The 23205-nt window shown below is 40.2% G+C and carries 16 protein-coding genes, 3 tRNA genes, 1 pseudogene and 1 other annotated feature; all 20 genes and pseudogenes read left to right on the top strand.

Annotation, left to right across the window (positions count from 1 at the left end; all coding sequences use genetic code 11):
* Positions 1 to 76: 76 nt before the first annotated feature.
* Positions 77 to 146 (top strand) — a sequence feature (ribosomal protein L21 leader region).
* A 30-nt stretch (positions 147 to 176) separates the two neighbouring features.
* The 20 genes and pseudogenes from rplU (at position 177) to rny (ending at position 23150) form a co-directional block, all read left to right on the top strand.
* Positions 177 to 479, top strand: coding sequence for a 50S ribosomal protein L21 (rplU, locus tag H9L19_RS02105; RefSeq protein ID WP_187529519.1), 303 nt, complete (start codon positions 177 to 179; stop codon positions 477 to 479).
* A 26-nt stretch (positions 480 to 505) separates the two neighbouring features.
* Positions 506 to 817, top strand: coding sequence for a 50S ribosomal protein L27 (rpmA, locus tag H9L19_RS02100; protein ID WP_187529518.1), 312 nt, complete (start codon positions 506 to 508; stop codon positions 815 to 817).
* A gap of 139 nt (positions 818 to 956) precedes the next feature.
* On the top strand, positions 957 to 1358 hold the full coding sequence (locus tag H9L19_RS02095; protein WP_187529517.1) for a hypothetical protein: 402 nt from the start codon (positions 957 to 959) through the stop codon (positions 1356 to 1358).
* A 278-nt stretch (positions 1359 to 1636) separates the two neighbouring features.
* Positions 1637 to 1837 carry a cold-shock protein gene (locus tag H9L19_RS02090; RefSeq protein ID WP_187529516.1) on the top strand — a complete coding sequence of 67 codons (201 nt, stop codon included), beginning with the start codon at positions 1637 to 1639 and terminating at the stop codon, positions 1835 to 1837.
* 381 nt (positions 1838 to 2218) lie between these two features.
* The gene (locus tag H9L19_RS02085) at positions 2219 to 4900 is read left to right on the top strand and encodes a calcium-translocating P-type ATPase, PMCA-type (protein ID WP_187529515.1); all 2682 of its coding nucleotides are present in this window, start codon (positions 2219 to 2221) and stop codon (positions 4898 to 4900) included.
* A gap of 159 nt (positions 4901 to 5059) precedes the next feature.
* Positions 5060 to 5503, top strand: coding sequence for a hypothetical protein (locus H9L19_RS02080; protein ID WP_187529514.1), 444 nt, complete (start codon positions 5060 to 5062; stop codon positions 5501 to 5503).
* 2 nt (positions 5504 to 5505) lie between these two features.
* Positions 5506 to 7701, top strand: coding sequence for a Tex family protein (locus H9L19_RS02075; protein ID WP_187529513.1), 2196 nt, complete (start codon positions 5506 to 5508; stop codon positions 7699 to 7701).
* 127 nt (positions 7702 to 7828) lie between these two features.
* A complete protein-coding gene (pflB, locus tag H9L19_RS02070) occupies positions 7829 to 10120 on the top strand; it encodes a formate C-acetyltransferase (protein WP_187529512.1) in 2292 nt (763 codons plus the stop codon).
* Positions 10121 to 10143: 23 nt separating this feature from the next.
* Positions 10144 to 10913: pseudogene (gene pflA / locus H9L19_RS02065) on the top strand (pyruvate formate-lyase-activating protein).
* Positions 10914 to 10977: 64 nt separating this feature from the next.
* Positions 10978 to 11061, top strand: a tRNA-Leu gene (locus H9L19_RS02060).
* Between the two features lie 492 nt (positions 11062 to 11553).
* Complete coding sequence (locus H9L19_RS02055; protein WP_243198201.1) at positions 11554 to 13821, top strand: copper-translocating P-type ATPase; 2268 nt, start codon at positions 11554 to 11556, stop codon at positions 13819 to 13821.
* Positions 13822 to 14005: 184 nt separating this feature from the next.
* On the top strand, positions 14006 to 14692 hold the full coding sequence (locus H9L19_RS02050; protein ID WP_243198200.1) for a sugar transferase: 687 nt from the start codon (positions 14006 to 14008) through the stop codon (positions 14690 to 14692).
* A gap of 20 nt (positions 14693 to 14712) precedes the next feature.
* On the top strand, positions 14713 to 15573 hold the full coding sequence (locus H9L19_RS02045) for a glycosyltransferase (RefSeq protein WP_187529511.1): 861 nt from the start codon (positions 14713 to 14715) through the stop codon (positions 15571 to 15573).
* Positions 15574 to 15660: 87 nt separating this feature from the next.
* Positions 15661 to 16353, top strand: a complete 693-nt coding sequence (locus H9L19_RS02040; RefSeq protein ID WP_187529510.1) for a glycosyltransferase — start codon at positions 15661 to 15663, stop codon at positions 16351 to 16353.
* A gap of 22 nt (positions 16354 to 16375) precedes the next feature.
* Positions 16376 to 17401, top strand: coding sequence for a glycosyltransferase family 2 protein (locus H9L19_RS02035; RefSeq protein ID WP_187529509.1), 1026 nt, complete (start codon positions 16376 to 16378; stop codon positions 17399 to 17401).
* A gap of 4 nt (positions 17402 to 17405) precedes the next feature.
* Positions 17406 to 18797 carry a lipopolysaccharide biosynthesis protein gene (locus H9L19_RS02030; protein ID WP_187529508.1) on the top strand — a complete coding sequence of 464 codons (1392 nt, stop codon included), beginning with the start codon at positions 17406 to 17408 and terminating at the stop codon, positions 18795 to 18797.
* A 606-nt stretch (positions 18798 to 19403) separates the two neighbouring features.
* Positions 19404 to 19493 (top strand) — tRNA-Ser (locus H9L19_RS02025).
* Between the two features lie 9 nt (positions 19494 to 19502).
* Positions 19503 to 19576 (top strand) — tRNA-Met (locus H9L19_RS02020).
* 288 nt (positions 19577 to 19864) lie between these two features.
* Positions 19865 to 21397: an HAD family hydrolase gene (locus H9L19_RS02015; protein ID WP_187529507.1), complete on the top strand. Its 1533-nt coding sequence runs from the start codon at positions 19865 to 19867 to the stop codon at positions 21395 to 21397.
* Between the two features lie 190 nt (positions 21398 to 21587).
* Positions 21588 to 23150, top strand: a complete 1563-nt coding sequence (rny, locus tag H9L19_RS02010) for a ribonuclease Y (protein ID WP_187529506.1) — start codon at positions 21588 to 21590, stop codon at positions 23148 to 23150.
* Positions 23151 to 23205: the final 55 nt, after the last annotated feature.

The following is a 23205-nucleotide window of genomic DNA, read 5'->3' as shown; positions in this document are numbered from 1 at the left end:
ATGATAATGGTTGGCAGGTTGGGCTTGAATTTATTATTGAAATACTGTAAAATAACTTTGTTGTGTTTGTGGATTTCACAAACTGCAACCACTCGACATCCGTTTTAAAGATTAGCTCTGCGGACAAGGTGAGTCTAAGTTGTTTAATAATATTTTTATAGGAGGTCTACAGACTCATGGCATCATATGCAATTATTGAGGATGGTGGAAAGCAATACAAAGTTTCTGCCGGTGACGTAATTTACGTCGAAAAGAAGGACGCTGCTGAAGGTGACAAGGTTGTCTTCGATAAGGTTGTTTTTGCTAACGGAACAGTTGGCGCACCTTACGTTGACGGTGTTACGGTTTCAGGAACTGTTGAAAAGCATGGTAAGGAAAAGAAAGTTGTGACTTTCAAGTACAAGCCAAAGAAGCATTCACACAGTAAGCAAGGTCATCGCCAACCTTATACTAAGGTTGTCATTGACACAATCGCTTAACCCATCGAATATAGGAGGATAAAATCATGCAATTGAATTTGACTAACTTGACGATGCTTGCCCACCACAAAGGTGGCGGTTCATCTTCTAACGGACGTGACTCAGCAGGACGTCGTCTTGGTACGAAGCGTGCTGATGGACAAGACATCAAAGCAGGATCAATCATTTACCGTCAACGTGGTACACACATCTACCCAGGTGTGAACGTTGGTCGTGGAAATGACGATACTTTGTATGCAAAAGCTGATGGTGTGGTAAAGTTCGGTCGTTTGGGCCGTGACAAGCGCCAAGTATCAGTTGTATCTCGTGAAGAGTACAAAGAAATTATTGCAAAGTAATAATATAGAAAAGTCATCTATAATTAATAGGTGACTTTTTTGTTGGCATGTGGATCAGGCCGAGTAAACACGCCGTTGAAAGTGTTGTTGAGTCTGTTATACTAGAATTACTAAATTAAACTAATACGAGGATTAATTAATGACAACCGATTATGCATTCATTACCCAAGCTGAGTTGAATAAGCCAGCCGATTGGCAGCCTTCAATGGCACATCAAAATATTCGCAAGGCCATCGAAGTTTCAATTTCTGGCCGCGTATCAACGATTGTTCAATTGGTTGCTGATTTTGGTTATCGGACAGCAACCATTAATTTGCATGATTTGGCGACTTTTGTCCGTGAGGAAACCATGGAAGATTATCAACACGATTATCGTAAACATCATGAATTGCGTGACGAATTAATTATGGTTGATAATATGCCAACCTCTGTGTTTAATACAATTGTGCAATTGGAATTGGACAATATTTTGGATGCTTCGGAATTCGAACATGCGTACCATACTGATGGTGAAGTGCAGATTTTTTGGCAACAGTCGTGATTGATGCCAAAGTACACCGGACTAAGTGATCAGCAATGTATCTTAATCGATATCGGCTAGCCTTAGATTAAATGATGTTCTTAAAGACTTTGAAAGCGGTTTTAATTAGAAAGTTAAATTAAAATTAAAAAAATTGGACGTTTTAGTATCTTTATTTCAAATAAGGTGGTATACTAATTCACAGAGTTAAAAAGCAATTTTGTTTTATGTTTTCCAAATGTACGGCACGTTGATTTTTGATTTAGTATTTATGGCATGTGCCAAGGAGGTTTCATAACATGGAACAAGGAACAGTAAAGTGGTTTAACGCAGACAAGGGATTCGGATTTATCGAACGCGAAAATGGTGGAGATGTATTCGTACACTTCTCAGCTATCCAAACTGATGGATTCAAGTCATTGGACGAAGGTGCAAAGGTTTCTTTCGAAGTTGAAGAAGGTGCCCGCGAACTTCAAGCCGTTAACGTTACTAAGGACTAATTTTTAGTTTTTAGTCAAAAAGTCACACAATGATGTGTGGCTTTTTTGGTATCTTCGTGAACATTGAAAAATAATTAGGCATATTCTTCGTATTTTTAGCAAACTATGATAAAATAAAACTATAAAGTTTAGAACGAATCATGAGGGAGTAACAGCGGTTATCCGTGGTCCCACCGTCAGCAAGAGCAAGCATGCGTGTTCCGGTGGTCCTTAAACAGTGAGACTCATGGTGACATTGAAAAAATAGTATTAATGAATGCTATTTTCATTGGCGATGCTGATGAATGTCACCATGGGCCTTTTTTTATCAAAAAGAGCAATGGGATATATCATCAATGCTTGTTCTAAAACTTTAATTAATTTTTTGAGGAGAAATGATATATGGCTGACAAGCTGAAAGTGCGAATGTATCAACAGGATAAACAGGACGTATTGAAAACATTAAAAACTGATGCAGCGAATGGTTTAACAACTACTGAAGCGCAGAATCGGTTAGCGCAGTATGGAAAAAATGAATTGCAGGCAGCAGAACAATCAACTATTTTCCAAAAATTTGTGAATCAATTTAAAGACTTCATGATTATTGTCTTGATCGTAGCGGCCTTGATTGCTGCTGCCACAGGTGAGACGGTTGATGCAATCATCATCTTGGCTGTTGTTGTATTAAATGCAGTTTTTGGGGTTTATCAAGAATATAAAGCCGATGAAGCCATTGCAGCTTTGAAAAAAATGTCAGCACCGAATGCAAATGTGCGGCGAGATAATGAAGTTGTCACGCTACCAGCCAATGATCTTGTACCAGGTGATATTGTTTTGCTTGAAGCGGGTGATGTGATTCCCGCAGATATGCGTTTGTTAGAATCGGCATCATTGAAAATTGAAGAGGCTGCCTTGACGGGCGAATCAGTCCCAGTTGAGAAAATTTCGGAAACGCTTTATGCTGATGATTTACCATTGGGTGATCGGACTAACTTGGCCTTTATGAATTCAAATGTCACATATGGTCGTGGCCTTGGGGTGGTAACTGGTACAGGAATGTCAACTGAGGTTGGTAACATTGCTGAGATGTTAGAGACGACTGAAACAACAAAGACGCCACTGCAGGAAAACCTTTCAAAGTTAGGTAAATCACTCACGTATTTGATTTTAGTGATTGCAGTCATTGTCTTTATCGTGGGTATGTTTCGAGCACCTGAAGGGCAAACTGGTAACCGCGTCATTGATATGTTATTAACCGCAATTTCGTTGGCCGTTGCCGCAATTCCGGAAGGTTTACCAGCCATTGTGACCATTACGCTTGCTTTGGGTACTAAGCAATTGACTAAGAAACATGCGTTGATGCGAAAATTACCGGCTGTTGAAACGCTTGGATCAACTGAAATCATCGGTTCAGACAAAACGGGTACGTTAACCCAAAATAAAATGACAGTCGAAAAGTATTATGTTGACGAAACATTAATTGCAGCTGAGACGCCAGTTGTTGGGTCAGCTGGTCAATTAGCTGATTTGTTGGCCTTAAACAATGATACAAAGATAACCGTTGATGGTGAAAAATTAGGTGATCCAACTGAAACAGCGCTGATTACTTTTAATGAGAAACAGCATCGGGATTTGGCAGCTTTATATGCTAAATATCCACGTGTCGGTGAAATTCCATTTGATTCAGAACGTAAATTAATGACCACGGTACATCCGGACAGGGAGCAATTTATAATCACCGTGAAAGGTGCACCAGATGAGTTGTTACGCCGAACAACGACGCGCCTGCAAGGAGGCGAACGTGTTCCGATGACCGATGCCGATTTGGCGCATATTGCGTCAGTGAATATGACTTTAGCCAAAGATGCCTTGCGTGTCCTGGCATTCGCCTTTAAAAAGGTTGATGCGATGCCGTTGGAGATGTCGTCTGAATTAGTGGAACAAGATCTGACGTTTGTCGGACTAGTTGGTATGATTGATCCTGAACGCCCAGAAGTTGCTGGCGCAGTTGCTGAAGCGCGTGGTGCTGGGATTAGAACATTAATGATTACTGGGGATCATAAGATTACAGCTGAGGCAATTGCTCGTCGTTTAGGTATTTTGAGTGATGAACAAGGCGCCGAGGCAATTATCACGGGTGCCGAATTAGACCAATTAGATGATGCAACATTTAAAGCCAATGTTGCTCAATATAGTGTGTATGCCCGCGTTGCCCCAGAACATAAGGTGCGTATTGTACAAGCTTGGCAAGCTCAAAATAAGGTTGTGGCAATGACTGGTGATGGGGTCAACGATGCCCCAGCCTTGAAAACAGCTGATATTGGTGTTGCCATGGGAATCACTGGTACCGAGGTTTCCAAGGGCGCGGCAGATATGGTTTTGGCAGATGATAATTTTGCGACGATTGTGAACGCGGTTGAAGAGGGTCGAAAAGTATTCACCAATATTCAAAAATCAATTCAATATTTGCTATCTGCCAATTTGGGTGAAGTCTTAACGCTCTTCGTTATGACCATTGCTGGCTGGAATATTTTGGCACCAGTGCATATTCTGTGGATTAACCTGATTACTGATACGCTCCCTGCCATTGCTTTGGGGATGGAGCCAACAGAACCGGGAATCATGAAACGTCAGCCGCGCGGACGAAATAGCGACTTCCTTGGCAACGGTCTTGGTGGAGCGATTGTTTATCAAGGACTGCTTGAAGGTCTCATTACGCTAGGTGTGTACTGGTTTGGTATTACTTTCCCAGTGCATACTGGTGCAGCTGCGCATGCTGATGCACTAACGATGGCATTTGCTACGTTGGGATTGATTCAACTGTTCCACGCATTCAATACAAAATCAATTTATCAATCGATTTTCACAGTGGGGATTTTCAAAAATAAGATGTTTAATTGGTCAATCCTTATTGCAGGTTTGGCGTTAGCAGCAACAATTTTGATTCCAGGCTTGAATGATATGTTCCACGTTACGCACTTAGATAGTTATCAATGGTTCATTGTATTAGGTTCATCGTTTGCGATCGTACCATTGGTTGAAATCGTTAAATTGGTGCAACGGCTGGTGATGAAGCAAAAGTAATCATGTATAATAGAAAGGGTTGAAAATGTTCAGCTCTTTTTTTGTTCAATTGAGTAAAAACATGATTGGAGACATATTTGAATGCCGGTCATAATGAGTTGAAATGTAGTAAGAAAAATGGATTATAGCTAGTAATAGTTAATTGAGGAGTGATAAGAAATGGTAAAAAAGCAATTTGCAAATCCACGCGATTATGCGTTGAAGTTGTCACAAATTATTCAAACGACAGAGGATGCTGGGACAGCCGTTGCTGATTATTTTGAGAAGCTACGATCAGCAATTGATGAGGACCGTGTCAAAGCGTTACCAAAAGCTGAATTTGAAGAAATTTCAGCAGAGTTTGATGATGTTGTTGCAGTTTATAAAAATGCCGACCAAGCGTTAAACGATTTAAAGGCACCAGTTCGTTTGATTGGTGTGCATGGCTCATTGGTCAATACCTTCCATCAATATTATGAGGCTACGATTGTGATGGCGAATGCTTTGAATGTTGAGCAACAAACGGTTGATTTGCCAGTTTTTGAACAATCTGAACAAGATCAAGATCGGTTGATTGAGGACTTTATGAAACAAGTGCGACGTGCCTTTCAAATGGTGATGTAAGCATGATGGAAATTAAATTACCTGAAATTGATTTGGTGCATGATGTTGCCGAAATGCTCAATCTACCACAGACAAAAGTTGCAGCAACGACTGAATTGCTAGATGAAGGCAATACAGTGCCTTTTATTGCACGATATCGAAAAGAAGCTACTGGCAACCTAGACGAAGTTCAAATTCGTGATATCCAAACTGCAACTAAACGATTAACTGATTTGCAGGCGCGAAAAGTGACGGTTCAAAAGGCATTAATTGAACAAGGTGCGTGGCAAGCAACTATTGCTAAAAATTTAGCGCAAGCTGATAATATGCAAGCAGTGGAAGATTTGTATTTACCCTTTAAGCAAAAGCGTCGAACAAAGGCGACCGTTGCTAAAGAGGCGGGGCTTATGCCTTTTGCACAACTTGTTCAGCGTTTTCCAGCTGAAAGTCTCCGTAAAGCAGCGCAAGCTTACGTTGACGAGGCGCGTGGCTTACCAGACGTTGATGCGGTGATGGCTGGGGTTCATGAAATTTTTGCTGAAGTAATTGGCGAAAATGCGGGCTTGCGTGATTGGATACGACGGTACACGCGCGATAATGGTCGGTTAGTCACCAAGCTTAAACGCGATGGTGAGACTAAGGATGAAAAACATGTCTTTGAGTTATATTATGATTTTGATCAAAAATTTAAAAATCTAGCTAACCATCAAGTGTTGGCGATTAATCGTGGTGAAAACGAACAAGTGTTAACGGTAAGTATCGATGTTGATACTGAGGCCATTCTTCGCTATTTAAAGTTCCGGTTGATTGGCTCAAAAATTGGCGAATCAAAGGACGTCTTATTAGCAGCAGCTAGTGATGCCTATAAGCGGTTCATTGGCCCAGCCATCGCCAGAGAAATGCGGCATGAACTCACAGAAAAGGCAGCAACGGATGCGATTAAAGTTTTCGGGACCAATCTATATCATTTACTCATGGGTTCTCCATTACGTGGGCGCGTGGTACTAGGATTCGATCCAGGGATTCGAACTGGTTCAAAGTTAGCTGTTGTCGATGAAAATGGAAAATTCTTGGATAAGGTCGTCATTTATCCACATCGTGCAGCAAAATATGATCCTGCGGGCGCTCGACGAGAAATTATTCGTTTAGTCAATACGTATCATGTGAGTTTAGTTGCGATTGGAAACGGGACCGCTTCACGTGAATCTCAGGCATTCATTGCTGATATCATTAAGACTGATTTACCGCATTTACAGTATGTGGTGGTCAATGAATCTGGGGCTTCGGTTTATTCAGCATCTGATGTAGCACGAGAAGAATTTCCAGATTTGCATGTTGAGGAACGTTCAGCGATTTCAATCGCACGTCGGTTACAGGACCCAATGGCAGAGTTGATCAAAATTGATCCGCAAGCCGTGGGTGTCGGCCAATATCAACATGATTTACCAACTAAGGAGTTGACACAAGAGCTTGATACGGTATTAGAAAGTGCGGTCAATCAAGTTGGTGTTAATTTGAATACTGCTTCGCCACAATTATTGCAGCATATCGCTGGCTTAACCAAAACAACTGCTAATAACATTGTCGTTTATCGAAATGATAATGGCGCATTTACTACTCGAAATGAGTTGAAAAAAGTGCCAAAGTTAGGTCCAAAAGCCTTTGAGCAAGCTGCTGGATTTTTACGTATTCCAAATGGTAAAAATGCGCTTGATAATACGGACATTCACCCAGAATCGTACACTTTGGCTAAGGCGATTTTGAAAGAAACTGGTGCAGCGATTGGCGCAAACAGTAGTGCGCAGTTGCAACCTATGATTTCTCAAGAAATGGCTGACCATTTTAATGTTGGCTTACCAACGTTAACTGATGTGATTGATTCTTTGACCCATCCTGGTCGTGACTTACGTGATAGCACGCAAGGTGCAGTATTGCGTTCTGACGTGTTAACTTTGAAAGACTTGAAACCTGGTATGGAATTACAGGGCACGGTTAGAAATGTAGTTGACTTTGGGGCCTTTGTTGATGTCGGTGTTCATGAAGATGGCTTAGTCCACGTAAATAATATGGTTGAACATCGTCAAAGAAATCTGAAGGTTGATCCACATCAGCACGTCGCAGTTGGCGATGTTGTCACTGTTTGGGTGAAAAATGTTGATGTTGCCAGAGAACGGATTGGGTTGACGTTATTTCAAGATCAAGTAACAGAAAATCAATAACCACTGATGAAATGAACATAAAATGTTCACAAAAACGCCATTTTTTGACTTTTTTGTGAGAGTAAGATAAGTGCACTGGGATAAACAGGTGCACTTTTTTTATGTCGTTTAATGGAGGAATTGGGTTATGTCGACCGAAACAAAACAATCAGTACCGAATGCATCGGCACACGCATGGGAAGGCTTTGCCGTAGGTCTTTGGCAAGATGAAATAAACACACGTGATTTTATTCAGCGTAATTATACTGAGTATGTCGGAAATGCTGATTTTTTATCTGGTGCATCATCGGCAACGAATGAATTAATGGTGCGCCTCAATGATTTGTTTGAAGTGGAGCACGAGCATAGTGGTGTTTTGGCAATGGAAAATGATGTGCCATCAACCTTAACATCACATCAACCGGGGTACTTAATTCAATCAGCAGAAAAAATTGTTGGCTTACAAACAGACCAGCCACTTAAACAAGCATTTATGCCATTTTGTGGGATTCGAATGGCAGAAAGCGCATTGGAATCAAATGGCTATGAAACCAATCCATTGATGCATACAGTATTCAATCAGTGGCGTAAAACGCACAATCAAGGTGTTTTTGACGCCTACACGCCTGAAATGATCTTAGCTCGTAAAAATAAAATATTGACAGGATTACCTGATGCATACGGCCGTGGCCGCATTATTGGTGATTATCGGCGGGTGGCTTTGTATGGTATCGAACGCTTGATGCAGGAAAAAGCGCGTGATTGGGAAAATGTTGGTGCAGGTGCGATGACCGAATCGGTGATTCGACTTCGTGAGGAAATTAAGGAACAGCATCGGGCGCTTGAGGAATTAAAGACGATGGCAGCGAGCTATGGTTTTGACATTTCATTGCCAGCCAAAACAGCACAAGAGGCGATTCAATGGCTATACTTCGGTTATTTGGGGGCCATTAAGGCTCAAAATGGCGCGGCTATGTCGATTGGACGTATTTCAACCTTTTTAGATATTTATCTTGAACGTGATTTGAAACGTGGTTTGATTGATGAAAATGATGCACAAGAACTCATTGACCATCTTGTGATGAAGTTACGCATGGTACGTTTTGCAAGGACACCAGAGTATAACGACTTGTTTTCAGGCTTTCCGATTTGGGCAACTTTATCAGTTGGTGGTATGAGTAGTGATGGTCGTTCTTTAGTGACCAAGACGGATTTTAGATTTTTGAGTACACTATCAACCATGGGACCATCGCCTGAACCTAATATTACTGTCCTTTGGTCATCTCGAGCGCCAGAAGGATTTAAACAGTATGCGGCAAAAGTAGCGGAAGAATCACATGCCCTACAATTTGAAAATGAACAGTTACTCCGCGATTATTGGGGATTTGACGATGTCGGGATTGCATGTTGTGTCTCAGCCACGGTGATTGGGAAGAATATGCAATTCTTTGGTGCCCGTGCTAACTTAGCAAAGGCCTTGTTGTATGCCATTAACGGCGGAATTGATGAAAAAAGCGGGGTTCAAGTTGGACCTAAATTACGGCCGTTAACCGGCGAATACCTAAACTATGAAGATGTTTGGGCAGCATACAAAAGTATCTTAGATTGTTTGGCTAATTTGTATGTCAACACACTAAATGTGATTCATTATATGCACGATAAGTATGCATATGAAGCGGTTCAGTTAGCGTTGATGGATTCGCATCTTGAACGAACATTTGCCACTGGAATAGCGGGTATATCACAAGCAACAGATTCACTGATGGCAATTAAACATGGGCATGTGAAAGTTATTCGAGATGTTACGGGATTAGCCACTGATTATGTGCCCGAACATGGCTTCCCAACATATGGGAATGATAATCTTGAAGCTGACGCGATGGCAAATCAAATTATTGATTATTTTATGACCCAAATTCGACGGCAACATTTCTATCGTGAGGCAAAACCAACGACGTCATTGTTAACCATTACCTCAAATGTTGTCTATGGAAAAGCTACAGGTAATATGCCAGACGGACGACGGGCTGGGGTGCCATTATCGCCCGGTGCCAATCCTTCCTATGATGACGGGCACTTTTTAGGTGAAAAACATGGTTTATTAGCTTCATTAAATTCTGTGGCGCGTTTGAATTATGGTAATGCGCTGGACGGCATTTCAAATACCCAAATCATTAATCCCAGTGCGCTTGGTAAAAACCAGACTGAGATTGTGACTAATTTATGTCATGTGCTAGATGGTTATTTTAACCAAGGTGGCTATCATTTGAATGTCAATGTGTTTGACCAATCGTTATTAAAAGATGCGCAAGCTCATCCAGAAAAATACCCGAATTTGACGATTCGCGTGTCAGGTTATGCTGTTAAATTCCGCGACTTAACGGCAGAGCAACAAAACGATGTGATGTTGCGTACAGCACATGCACATTTGACAGTTTAATTGGATGGTATGAAAGGGTGAACATGACAGAACCAAACCTGATTGGTCGGGTCTATTCAACTGAAAATTTTGCAACCTTTGATGGTCCTGGTATTCGATTTGTTGCGTTTTTACAGGGTTGTCGCATGCGTTGCCAATTTTGTCATAATCCTGATACATGGGATTTAACGACTGATACGATGCAAGAAATGACGGCCAATGAATTACTTGATGAAGCTTGTCGCTACCGAGCGTACTGGGGTGAACGTGGGGGGTTACGATTTCAGGTGGCGAAGCATTGTTACAGATGGATTTTGTTATTGATTTATTTATTAAAGCTAAACAACGAGGGATTCACACGACGCTTGATACTTCCGGTCAACCATTCTCCAGACGGTCTGATTGGTTGGTACAATTTGAAAAGTTGTTAGCAGTGACGGATTTAATTCTACTGGATATTAAGGAAATCAATAACCAGCGTCATAAAAAAGAAACGGGTTGGCGTAATGATAACATTTTAGATTTAGCCAGATATTTGAGTGATCAGCAGCAACCAGTTTGGATTCGTCATGTTTTAGTACCGACATTATCTGATTTTGATGAGGATTTAATTGAACTAGACGCTTTCATTCAAACATTGAAAAATGTTGACCGGGTAGAGGTGTTGCCATATCATACGATGGGACAATATAAATGGGAGGCATTAAATCGTGATTATGCGTTGGCTGGTGTAGCAGAACCGAGTGCCGATCGGGTGGCAAACGCGAATCGGTTATTGCATACTGATGATTATCAAAATTACTTAACTCGCTGAAGTATTGAAATATGTGTTCAGTTTTGGTATCATTGTCTATGTTGGTTTACCACATAGACAATAAGCGGTCGTGGCGGAATTGGCAGACGCGCAGGACTAAGGATCCTGTGGTAGAAATACCGTGCGGGTTCGACCCCCGCCGACCGCATTATATATTTTTGAAGCCCTACTATATCAGCAACGATGTTGATATGGTGGGGTTTCTTTGTGTGTACCAAATGGATTCAATCGTACCGAATAGTCTCAGATACATATTAGATGTGTATTTACATGTGTATTTGAGACCGTTAATTTTAGAAGTTTATCAAGCTCGTAAATATATCTGCGGTGGTATCTTTCATCTCCTGTGTGACGGCCGTATAGATTGATAGGGTGGTTTGTACATCATCATGCCCAAGTGGATATTGTATTTGTTTAACATCATCATGCCCTGAAATAAACATAATCAATGTTACGAGATAGCTTGACAAGCATGTTAGAATTAATTTGTATTATAATTAAAATAATTTTGTAGGCACTTAACTAGGGATATTCCTAGCGGTGCCTTTTCCTTTTTTTAAATCACAATCTGTGAACTAAGCGCTTTATTTTGAGAATGGTACAATTAAATTAAGTAGATAGCAAGATGGGAGTGGGTAAAATGGCAGAAAAAAGTAAGCAACCGACAATGCAGCATGCACATGATAATGAGCCAGTAATTGATGAACAACAGATGAATATGTCGGATTCGATGATGATGTCAGCCACTGATAAGTCTGATCAGCCAATGACTATGGCGCATGATGAGCACCATGCAAATCACATGGCATCAATGACTGAGTCGCATGACGATCAGCCGATGAAGATGACAGAACCTACGATGAGTGCACATCACGACCATATGGAGATGGCAATGAACCATTCAAATATGTCGATGGGACATCACATGCATGATATGGGGGCCGGACACGACGATCAAATGATGCATGGTGGTCATATGATGCATATGGGGAATATGAAACGGAAGCTTATCGTTTCATTGATTTTGACGATTCCGATTATTTTGATGTCACCGATGATGGGCGTTCATTTACCATTTATGATTGAAGGATTGCCTTATCAATCATGGCTAGTCATGTTAATTGGGGCGATCATTTTGATTTATGGTGGGGCGCCTTTTTACCAAGGTGCAGTTGGTGAATTATCAGCCAAAAAGCCGGCAATGATGACCCTAATTAGTATGGGCATTACGGTGGCTTTTGGTTATAGCTTGTATGGTACGGTATTAAGTACCTTACACCCCCACACGATGACAATGAGTTTCATGTGGGAACTGGCTACCCTAATTGACATTATGTTGATTGGACATTTGATCGAAATGAACGCCGTGATGCGAGCTGGGTCAGCTGTCGACGCTTTAACACAACTGATACCAGACGTGGCACATATGCAAATGGCGACGATGGTGCATGATGTCCCAGTTGAGACATTGCACACAAATGACTTGGTTATCGTCAAAGAAAATGAACGGATTCCATTGGATGGTCAAGTGACGGTTGGTCAGCCAGCGATTGATGAGTCACTTCTAACTGGTGAAACAAAATTAGTCCAAAAGCAAATTGGTGATGCAGTTGTTGGTGGCGCATTGAATGGTCAGACTGCGTTTACAATGAGCGTCTCACATGCTGCAGATGAGGGCTTTGTGTCACAAGTTAAACAAATGGTGACCAAAGCACAAAATCAAAAATCCGCGGTTGAAAATAAAGCGGATCGGGTTGCTGGTTGGTTATTTTATGCGGCGTTAATTGTAGCCATGATGACCCTTATCATCTGGACAGCATTACGCGGCATTAATGTGGCATTACCAATGGTCATTACAGTTTTGATTATTGCGTGTCCACATGCTTTAGGATTGGCAGTACCATTGGTTGTTGCACGTTTAACTGGGATTGGTGCTAAAAATGGCTTACTTATTCAAAACCGAACCGCTTTAGAACAGGTTGGTAAAATTAAATATGCAATTTTAGACAAGACAGGAACCTTAACGGAGGGTGTCTTTAAAGTCCAGAAATTAATTGCCACTGCAGATAAGTCAGAACAAAAGGTCACTGCGATTATGGCTGCCTTGGAGCAGGGAAGTTCACATCCGTTGGCGTCAGGTATTTTAAAATATGCGCAACAACTTGAAGCCACTATCCCGCAGGCAACGAATATTACAGGCATTCCTGGGGCTGGTGTGAGTGGAATTATCGATGGGGTCAAGTATGCATTGTTGAGTCGAGCAGCTGTCAGCGAGTTGCAACTAGATGGTATTGTTAAAATTGATGGTTTGACAATGAGTTATTTAGTTCAAAATGATACGCAAATTATTGCTGCGGTTGCACAAGGTGACCAAATTAAAAAAGAAGCCTTGCAATTAATTGATTACTTGCATACACAGAAAATCGTAACCATTATGGCGACGGGGGATAATGATAGTGTTGCACATAGTGTTGGTCATCAATTAGGGATTGACGTGATTGCCGCTGATTTAAAACCAGCTGATAAACTACAAATGTTGCATGAATATCAAAAGCACGGTGGTGTGATGTTTGTCGGTGACGGTGTGAACGATGGCCCTTCGTTGGCAGCAGCAGATCTATCAATCGCTATTGGTTCTGGAACCGATGTCGCAGTGAGTGTCGCCGATGTCGTTTTGATGCGCTCAAATCCAATTGATGTGATTGCACTTTTGAAATTAGCTCGGCAATCAAATCGAAAAATTGTGCAGAACCTCTGGTGGGGAGCAGGTTATAATGTTATCGCGTTACCATTAGCAGCCGGAATATTGGCGCCAATTGGTATAACGCTTAGTCCCATGGTAGGGGCGGTGGTGATGTCGTTTTCAACGATTATTGTGGCGATTAACGCGATGCGCCTTCGTTTATAAACTAGCTGAAATGTATTGATAAAAGGGATAGCTGTGGCTATCCCTTTTTTTGTGGACAAGTTAGAATTTGTGATTGAAGAAGCGAGGAGATGGGGTGATGAAAAGGCAAGTGCAGCTACAGTCATCATGGTTTAGTGACTGTTTTTTCATATTTTAGACATATAAATATGATGAAATGAGAATCATGGGTGAAGCAGTCGTGAGAAGAAGAGTAAATGCAAAGTTTTTGAATCTAAAAGTGGCGGGTAAAGGGATGTATCGTAGATATTTTAAAAGACTAATTGATGTCAGTTTTTCAGCTGTAGCGATTGTTTTTATATCGCCAGTTTTTTTAATCGTTGCTGCGTTAGTTAAGTTAACAAGTCGTGGACCAATTATTTTTCAACAGGAACGCTTAGCCAAAGGCGGTGACGTTTTTAAAATGTATAAATTTCGCTCGATGTATCTTAATTCTGAAGTACAAGGGGTCTATTCCGATAATAAAGATCCAAGGTTAACGCCAATTGGCAAGTGGATTCGGTTGTTTAGCTTGGATGAATTACCACAATTTTTTAATGTGTTAAAAGGCGATATGAGTTTGATTGGGCCTCGGCCCATATTGACATACATGCCATTTCCAATTGAAGAGTATACAGAGGACCAGTTACAAGTTCTTAGCGTGCGACCCGGTATGACTGGTTGGGCGCAAGTTCACGGACGTAAAGAAGTACAATGGGCTGATCGCTTTGAATTGAATATTTGGTATGTCCATCATTTGAGTTTTTATCTTGATTTAAAGATTTTTTTCATTACGATTTATAAAGTTTTGGGGATGCATGGTAATCAAAGTGTTGGTCGTACCGATATTAAAATCAAGGCAGATAAATCGTAAATAGGAGAGTGAGTTGATAAATGACTGACAAAAACCCCTCGACTGATAAAAAAAAGCAAGCGACTAATTGGCCTAAATATTCGATTTTGATGAGTGTCTATCAAAACGATCAAGCTGAATTTCTCGATCGAGCGATTGCGAGTATGTTCGCACAGACGGTACCGTTTGATGAATTTATAATCGTTGTTGATGGACCAATTCTAGAGACTGTACAAGCTGTTTTAGATCAACATCAAGGCAGAATCAAATTGTTAAAACTTGAAAATAACGTGGGGCTAGGATCGGCGCTAAATTATGGCTTACAACATGCTACAAATGAGCTTATTGTGCGAATGGATGCCGACGATATATCGCTTCCAGAGCGCGTGGAAAAACAATTAGCTTATCTGGTCGCGTATCCGGCAACTGAGATACTATCTGCCAATATTGAAGAAATTGATTGTTTTGGTCAATCGACAGGATTGGTAAAAAAGATGCCGGTAACAAATACAGAAATTCGGCAAATGATGGTGTATCGAAATCCAATCAATCATCCAGCTGTTGTTTTCAAAAAAAGTGTGATTGAAGCAGTTGGTGGCTATCAGGATTTATATCACCATGAGGATTATTTTTTGTGGGTACGGCTCTTTGAGCAAGGACACGTATTTGGTAATGTGGACGAGGTGCTAGTCAAAATGCGAATGACTCAAGATAGTTTGCGTCGGCGACAAGGTTGGCAATTATTTCAAAGTAGTACCTATTTATCGCGATATATGTTGACACATACTTTGATGACACGTAGACAATACCGAAGAAGGCAAGGCATTTATTTGGTTAAAACAATGATGCCTGTGTGGTTATTGAAAAAAGTATATCAATTATTATTACGAACAAAATGCTAGATTTAACTATATGACGGCAGTCACTAATCACTATGGTGAATTGTTGTCGTTAATGCTAGACAGAATTAGAGAAGGTCGGGAAAAGCCATGATACCAAAAACAATTTATTATGTTTGGTTTGGACAAAGTGAAAAATCGGCGCACCTTTTGCATTATCTGGCGACTTGGAAAAAATTTGCTCCAGATTTTAACATTGTTGAAATTAATGACAGGAATTTTTTGTTTAATAAATGTCCAATTGTTAAGGCGCTGATATTAGAAGGTAAGTTTGCTTTCGCAGCTGATATTGCTAAGTTATATATGGTTTACCAGCATGGTGGTATTGGTATGGATATTGATGTTGAAATGATTAAACCACTCCCTGACCTTTTAGGTGACAGTCAGGTGCTTTTAACTTTGGAAAGTGCGGGCGTTATAAATACGCCTCAATTTTTTGCTGCAGAAAAGGAACATATTTTTATTGATGAGCTTTTGCGGTCGATGCTTAAAGAATATGATAACGGTGCAAGTTTTGTGCATTTACCAAAATTAGGGTCTAAAATGCTTTTAGCAAAAGGTATGTCTAAACGAAATGTATACCAAGTCGTTCAAGGGATTACCATTTTACCGTCGACTTATATCGTTTCAAATCGTTTTCTTGGCAGTGAGCAGGTGGTTGATAATACATTTGCTATTCATCATTTAGAAGGTTCATGGGTTAAACAATCATTGATACACCGATTAAGGAAGAATCTGTCATTGATTAAACGCACTTATTTGGAATGGTGGCGTAATAAATAGGGATATATTTGAGGGTGCCAATATGGAAAGTGAATTATCATGCGCAACAAACAAACAAACAGTTAGTGTCATCATGCCGATATATAATCAAGGTGAAAAATGTCGGATTGCATTGGAAAGCTTTGCAAGACAAACAATGCCTAATTTTGAATTACTAATTATTGATAATCACTCAACTGATGATTCAATGGTAATTGTTGATGAGTTTGCCAATTCATTTTCAAATATGCAGGTTATTACTTGTGAGGAGCAAGGGGTTAGTCATGCACGAAATAAAGGCCTAGCACATGCTTGTGGCGATTTGATTATTTTCGCTGATCCAGATGATGCAGTAGCCGATAATTTGATTGAAAAAATGTTGGCTGACATGTCTGAAAATGTGCAAATGGTGATAAGTGGGATTGTTCAGCTTGATTTTTTGAGTAATCGACTGATTGAGAAAAGTGGTTTGAAAAAATCTGGTCAGTATAGTCGAAACGATATGGTGCGTTTCATAATGAAACAACCTTTGTTATTTGGTGTAACGACTAAATGTTTTAGGCGAGACGTGATTGACGATTTTAATGTGACCTTTGACCAAGAGATGTTTTTAGGCGAAGATTTACTATTTGTGATGACCTATTTAACACATATTGAAACTGTGTATTTCGAAGCCAACTACTTAGTTGATTATTATCGACATGTGCAATCTGCAACCCATTGCCAGAAAGAGCTTCTGATCTTTGATGCTAAAAGAAGACGGCAAGGGTTCCTTTTGTGGCATCGGATGATTGACTTGTTAACACTGATGGATCCAGTGGCTTTAAGAACCGCCAAAGCGAGATTAGTGATCGAAAAAATTCAGCTCTTAAAGTATATGAAATTAACCAAACATTCAAGTTTTCAAGCCTATCGGCAGCTATATCGGCAAGAAATTATTAATGCTGTGATACCAGTGCTAATTCATCGTGATGTATCTCTGAAATACTGGTTGCGGTATCACATTGGTCTCGCAGCGTGGGTACTCATGACATACAGAACTTCAAATTCAAAAAAACCAGGAGAATAAAAATATGAAAGGGCAATTTTTTCGAAATTTCATTTACGGGACATTGCCCAATTTTATTTATGCACTTTTACAATTCGTCATTCTATTAATTATTCCGAATTTGATTTCGGTTAAAAATTATGGTTTGTATCAAATCTACATGTTTTATATGTCTTATATCACCTTAATGCAGTTTGGGTGGAGCGAAGGCATGTATGTCAATTATGGTGGGCTAACTTATCGACAGCTTGATCGGCGTAGTATTGCTAGTCAATTCAAAGTATTTAGTGGTTGGACCATTTTTGTAGCGGTTTTGATGATCCTTATCGGAGAATTATTTTTCAAATCCGATATGGCCTTTATTGTCGTTGCATTAGGCATTGCGACGTTGCTCACTAATCTACGTAACTATGCCAATAATATTTTATTGGCGACTAGTCGTATTGCTGCCTTTTCATTAATTAATGTGTTTGGTACCACCGTGAATTTAGGGTTGGTGCTGTTATTGCTAGCAGTACAACAAATCACGTATCAAACAGTAATCATTGCTAATTTGATGGCAATTTTGGTCAGCTTGATGAGCTTATTGTTTAAGACGCGCGACGTCTTATTTTCAAAGCCACAAGTAGTAGTGCCGTGGCAGACAATTAAGCATCATCTCAGGCGCGGTAGTAAAATTTTATTCGCTAGTTTATCGACAATTATCATTATAGGCATTATCCGTTTCTTCATTCAACAAGCGTGGGATACAGCAACATTTGCCCGAATATCATTACCTTTAAGCTTTTCAAATATTATGATGTTGTTCATATCGTCATTGGCGTTGCTTGTTTTCCCTAGTTTAAATCGCCAGAATCATCAAATAATACTCAATGGATTTAAGGTATTGCAATTGGGAATTAAATTAATTCTATTGAGCGGTTTGTTGGCCTTTTTTCCGTTAAGGGTTATGATTGATCATTTGATTCCAAAATATACGTCATCCATTCAGTATATGGCGATTATTTTCCCGGCCGTTTTTTTTCAGGCAAAATTTGAAATTCTGAATACAACATTTATGAAAATTCTAGGGCTGGAAATTGCACTCGTAAAAATTAATTTAGTGTCATTTGCTATCAGTTTTGGGCTGGGTGTAATTAGTGTTTATGGGTATCACAATCTCATGTTGGCGATTGCGTCAATTATTGTGGTGATGGCAACCAAAAGTATCCTTGGGGACTACTATCTGCATACGAAAATGAAGTTTTCGCTTGTTAGTCAGACATTACCAGAAATAATAGTTGTTGTTCTATTTATCATTTGCGCCTCAATGTCTAATGTCGTGATTGGATTTTTAAGTTACCTCGCAATTGTTTTGGTGTTGATTTGGCAGAAACGTCAAATCATCCGTGATATGTATGTTAATATGCGGCAATAATTTTTTCAGGTATCAACAGGAGGTTAGTAAATATTGTAAAAAATTATCGTTTTTTATATTAAAGAAGGATCCCAAATATCAGTTGTTTTTTAAATGGTATACATTGAGTAAAAATTAGTGGTTCGGATGTTTAAGAAATAAAGTGTGACCAATTGACACATATGCGGCGATTGAACCTAATGGTGTGCTACATCATTGTCAATTTATTATGATTGGGAAGGCAAAATTTTTTTTTTTGGCGAGATATTTCCTGAGGTAGTTGATAACTATTTATATGAATGACTTGCAAAAGATGGATGGACACACATATCCGGGTTATTGTAAACACCAAAGCTATGTCGATTACGTTGACATATCAGATGATATGCTAAAGCATGAGTACGATATTTTAGACGACTAATAATATGGATAGGTCAATTTTGTTGGCCTATATGACGTGTCATCTGGTGATCAGCGTATTATGTATCGAAAATTTTGCAAAAAGGGAGCAGGTTTAACGTATTTTGTGAGGGACCGCTTTGAATTTTGTTGATTGTCGAAGGAACGTGTTGACAGATGAATTAATTGCGTGTAACATTATACATGTTGTTTATAAACAATTTATTTGGAGAATTACCCAAGTCTGGCTGAAGGGAACGGTCTTGAAAACCGTCAGGTCGGGAAACCGGCGCGTGGGTTCGAATCCCACATTCTCCTTTTTATTATCGCGGGATGGAGCAGTCTGGTAGCTCGTCGGGCCCATAACCCGAAGGTCGTAGGTTCAAATCCTGCTCCCGCAATTGTTAAACCGATGTGAGCATCGGTTTTTTTGTATCGAAAGGATTGATTATGGTATCAATCGAAAATTAAGTCTGATTGATTATTTGTCCAGGCAGGCATACTGAACAGAAGCAGGCGACGTCATGGCATGAGTATCCGTTTTTTAAACAATTATCTTAGCTAAAATTGTTTAAAAATTAGTCAAAGCGAGCATTCAATTTGATGCTTTCTGATATAATTTGCCCTAAGAGAAACAAGTAAAAAAATAAAATTCAAGTTATTTGGACAGATTAGAGGAATTTTTTAAGATGAAAGTACATTATTTTCGATACGCTCTGGTGATGGCAGTGTTGTCGATATTAAGTGGTATTCTGTCAATCAATCAGGTGCAAACCCAAATATCGTCAAATCTTAGCAGATGGTTAATTTTAGGCGGGTATGGCAGTAGCGGGGCTCTCATCATCTGGTTGCTGTTACAAATGGGGCGTCAAAATTATCATCAACATCAAATTAACGGGAGCGCGCTATTTTTGCCACTGACGGTGGCCTTTGCAGTTTGGCCATTAATGACAATCTATATCGAACTAACGCGACAATCAGGGCATTTATTACTGTCATTTCCAAGTATGTTGTTGGGATTAGTAGGTATTCTGCTGATATTAGGCCTTCAACAACGACAACTGAGTGTCGTTGAAAATGATGATTGGAAGCATATTCGGACACTTAATTATTGGTTAATTCTATTAGCCATTTATGCGGCAATTTTCTTTAGTTTGACGACGAGTTTTCTGATGGGAATGGTTAGTACGCTAGTCGTATTGCTGGCAAGCGATGCGAGCGGGCCAATTCGACATGTCCAACAAAAGAGAATCGCGTTAAAGCAACAATTACAATTAGCACAGATTAAGATAATTGATTGGACTAAATTCGATCAATTGAATCAGATTAAAAATATCGTGATTGAAAAGAGTGGGATTTTAACGGAACCCACCGCGGTGATTCATTCAGTTAAAAGTGTTGATGATCGGTACAGTGACCATGATGTCACAGGAATTGTCGCTGGCTTGCTTGAAAATTTTGCAACCCCCTTATCACGAGGGTTTTTGCAGTATGCGCGACAAAATAAAGTGGTGCCCAGTACGGTTTCAGAGCCAGATAAGATGCAGTTAGTGGGTATTGCGGGCGTTATTCATCAAGAACGTTTTGCCGTTGTGTCAGCTAAAGAAGCGTTGAAAAATTATGCCGTTAGTGCGTCATATTTAGACACGTTTGAAAAAATTGGCAATTCCGTCGTTTATGTCATTGACAGCGTTCAAGTGATTGGTGTGGTGAATTATAGTTTGCCTCTGAGTTACGACATGATTGATATGGATCGTGATTTAATTCGCCGCCAAATTAAGACGCAGGTGATTTCGACGGATACTTCAGGTGCCTTACAGGCGCTAACCTCATTACTGCACTCAGCAGATTTGTTGGTGTCAGATGTCAGTCCGCAAGAAAAAATCAAACGGCAGGTTGATTTACTAAGTGACCCACAGACGATGTTATTAACGAATCAGCAGATTCCAAGCCAGATGCCAAAACGAGTTGTGGTTGAAGCCGGGGATAGTTTACCTTTTGTTACCGCTCAAATTACCGGGATTGGTGCTTTAGGCCAACTATTTGACGCAGCAGCCCAATGGCATCGCATTAATCACCGCCAATTATGGGTTGATTGTCTCATCGCAGGGCTAATACCGCTCATACTACTAATCATTATCTTTTTGGTTGGTCGTTACTTTGTTATGATGCCATTGATAATCGTTGTCATTGGGGTAATAGCGAATTTGCGTCAACGATAAAATGACATCTTTTTACGTGTCAAATGTATGCATTGAATGCGGTCGTTAAGCTGATTTATCATTGTTGAATGCGTATCGCTTTCATTGACACGCGCGGGTAAAAACGATAAAATTAAAGACGTGTTAAAAACGCAAATAAATAAGAAACAAATCAGTTGATGCATATTAGCTGATTGAACAGGAGACAGAGATGAACATCACAATGGTCATTCTTGTGTCGCTTGTTGCAATTGTAATCGGTAGTGTTGCTGGTATGGTTTTCACAAAGACGAAAATTGAGAACCAATTAAAGCAGACACGCCAAACCGCTACAGATATCACTAATCAAGCACGGACTGAAGCAGAGACGATGAAAAAGAGTGCTCTTGTTGAAGCGCGTGATGAAAGCCAACAATACCAAGCTAATGTTGAACGTGAACTTCAGGAACGACGCCGTGAAGTTAAAACGCAAGAAGAACGCTTGGTAAGTCGTGAGTCTGTTTTGGATCGAAAAGATGCTTCGTTACAAAAACGTGAAGAAAGTATCTCAGAGAAAGAAACAAAGATTGAGCAACAAAAACAAAGTGTGAAAGATAAACAAACTCGGGCAGAAACATTGATCGATGAGCGTGAAGCTAAATTGGTTGAGGTTGCAGGAATGAGTCGTGCAGATGCGCAAGACTTGATTTTGACTGAAACTAAGGAAGCACTCGTATCTGAACGGGCAATGTTAATTAAAGAAAGTGAAGAAACGGCCGCTAACGAAGCTGATAAGCGTGCAAAGAATTTAGTTGTACAAGCAATTCAGCGTTCAGCAGCAGATATGGTAGCAGAAACAACGGTTTCCGTTGTGACGTTACCTAATGATGACATGAAAGGCCGGATTATTGGACGTGAAGGTCGCAATATTCGGGCAATTGAAACGGTAACAGGGATTGATTTAATCATTGATGACACACCAGAAGCAGTTGTGTTAAGTGGGTTTGATCCTGTTCGTCGAGAGATTGCTAAACGAGCTTTGGAGTCACTAATTTCTGACGGTCGCATTCATCCTGCTCGGATTGAAGAGATGGTTGAAAAGGCACGTAAAGAAATGGATGAACATATTCGTGAAGTCGGGGAACAAACCGTCTTTGATTTGGGACTCCATAATTTACACCCTGATTTGGTTAAAACTGTTGGCCGAATGAATTATCGAACAAGTTATGGACAAAATGTTTTGGTTCACTCAATTGAAGTTGCAAAACTAACTGGCATGTTGGCTGCCGAGTTAGGTGAAGATGTTACACTTGCAAAGCGCGCAGGATTATTACACGATATAGGTAAGGCGATAGACCATGAAGTTGATGGGTCACACGTGGAATTAGGGGTTGAATTGGCTACTAAGTATCACGAACGTGCAACGGTCATTAATGCCATTGCATCACATCATGGCGATGTTGAGCCAGAATCAATTATTGCGGTGTTGGTTGCGGCTGCCGATTCGATTTCGGCAGCTCGACCAGGGGCGCGATCAGAATCACTGGAAAATTATGTTCAGCGTTTACAGCAGCTTGAAGGTATTGCTAATGGCTTTAACGGTGTCGAAAAGTCGTTTGCAATTCAAGCTGGTCGCGAAGTGCGGGTTATGGTTGAACCGGCTGCATTATCTGATGTTGAAGCAACAGTATTGGCTCGCGATATTAAAAATCAAATTGAACATGACCTTGATTATCCAGGTCATATCAAAGTGACGGTTATTCGCGAATCACGTGCAGTTGAATACGCAAAATAGTTGATAAGTATTAAATCATATGATTGATATCATAAGTATATAAAAAGGCAGGCTG

This window comes from Weissella diestrammenae, from assembly GCF_014397255.1.
Lineage (GTDB): Bacteria > Bacillota > Bacilli > Lactobacillales > Lactobacillaceae > Weissella > Weissella diestrammenae.
The sequence above is the reverse complement of the archived record's forward strand: the minus strand, read 5'-3'. Positions and strand labels throughout refer to the sequence as shown.

Coding starts and splice junctions, on each gene's coding strand:
- rplU (WP_187529519.1), top strand. CDS start 177: ATGGCATCATATGCAATTATTGAGGATGGTGGAAAGCAATACAAAGTT.
- rpmA (WP_187529518.1), top strand. CDS start 506: ATGCAATTGAATTTGACTAACTTGACGATGCTTGCCCACCACAAAGGT.
- H9L19_RS02095 (WP_187529517.1), top strand. CDS start 957: ATGACAACCGATTATGCATTCATTACCCAAGCTGAGTTGAATAAGCCA.
- H9L19_RS02090 (WP_187529516.1), top strand. CDS start 1,637: ATGGAACAAGGAACAGTAAAGTGGTTTAACGCAGACAAGGGATTCGGA.
- H9L19_RS02085 (WP_187529515.1), top strand. CDS start 2,219: ATGGCTGACAAGCTGAAAGTGCGAATGTATCAACAGGATAAACAGGAC.
- H9L19_RS02080 (WP_187529514.1), top strand. CDS start 5,060: ATGGTAAAAAAGCAATTTGCAAATCCACGCGATTATGCGTTGAAGTTG.
- H9L19_RS02075 (WP_187529513.1), top strand. CDS start 5,506: ATGATGGAAATTAAATTACCTGAAATTGATTTGGTGCATGATGTTGCC.
- pflB (WP_187529512.1), top strand. CDS start 7,829: ATGTCGACCGAAACAAAACAATCAGTACCGAATGCATCGGCACACGCA.
- H9L19_RS02055 (WP_243198201.1), top strand. CDS start 11,554: ATGGCAGAAAAAAGTAAGCAACCGACAATGCAGCATGCACATGATAAT.
- H9L19_RS02050 (WP_243198200.1), top strand. CDS start 14,006: ATGGGTGAAGCAGTCGTGAGAAGAAGAGTAAATGCAAAGTTTTTGAAT.
- H9L19_RS02045 (WP_187529511.1), top strand. CDS start 14,713: ATGACTGACAAAAACCCCTCGACTGATAAAAAAAAGCAAGCGACTAAT.
- H9L19_RS02040 (WP_187529510.1), top strand. CDS start 15,661: ATGATACCAAAAACAATTTATTATGTTTGGTTTGGACAAAGTGAAAAA.
- H9L19_RS02035 (WP_187529509.1), top strand. CDS start 16,376: ATGGAAAGTGAATTATCATGCGCAACAAACAAACAAACAGTTAGTGTC.
- H9L19_RS02030 (WP_187529508.1), top strand. CDS start 17,406: ATGAAAGGGCAATTTTTTCGAAATTTCATTTACGGGACATTGCCCAAT.
- H9L19_RS02015 (WP_187529507.1), top strand. CDS start 19,865: ATGAAAGTACATTATTTTCGATACGCTCTGGTGATGGCAGTGTTGTCG.
- rny (WP_187529506.1), top strand. CDS start 21,588: ATGAACATCACAATGGTCATTCTTGTGTCGCTTGTTGCAATTGTAATC.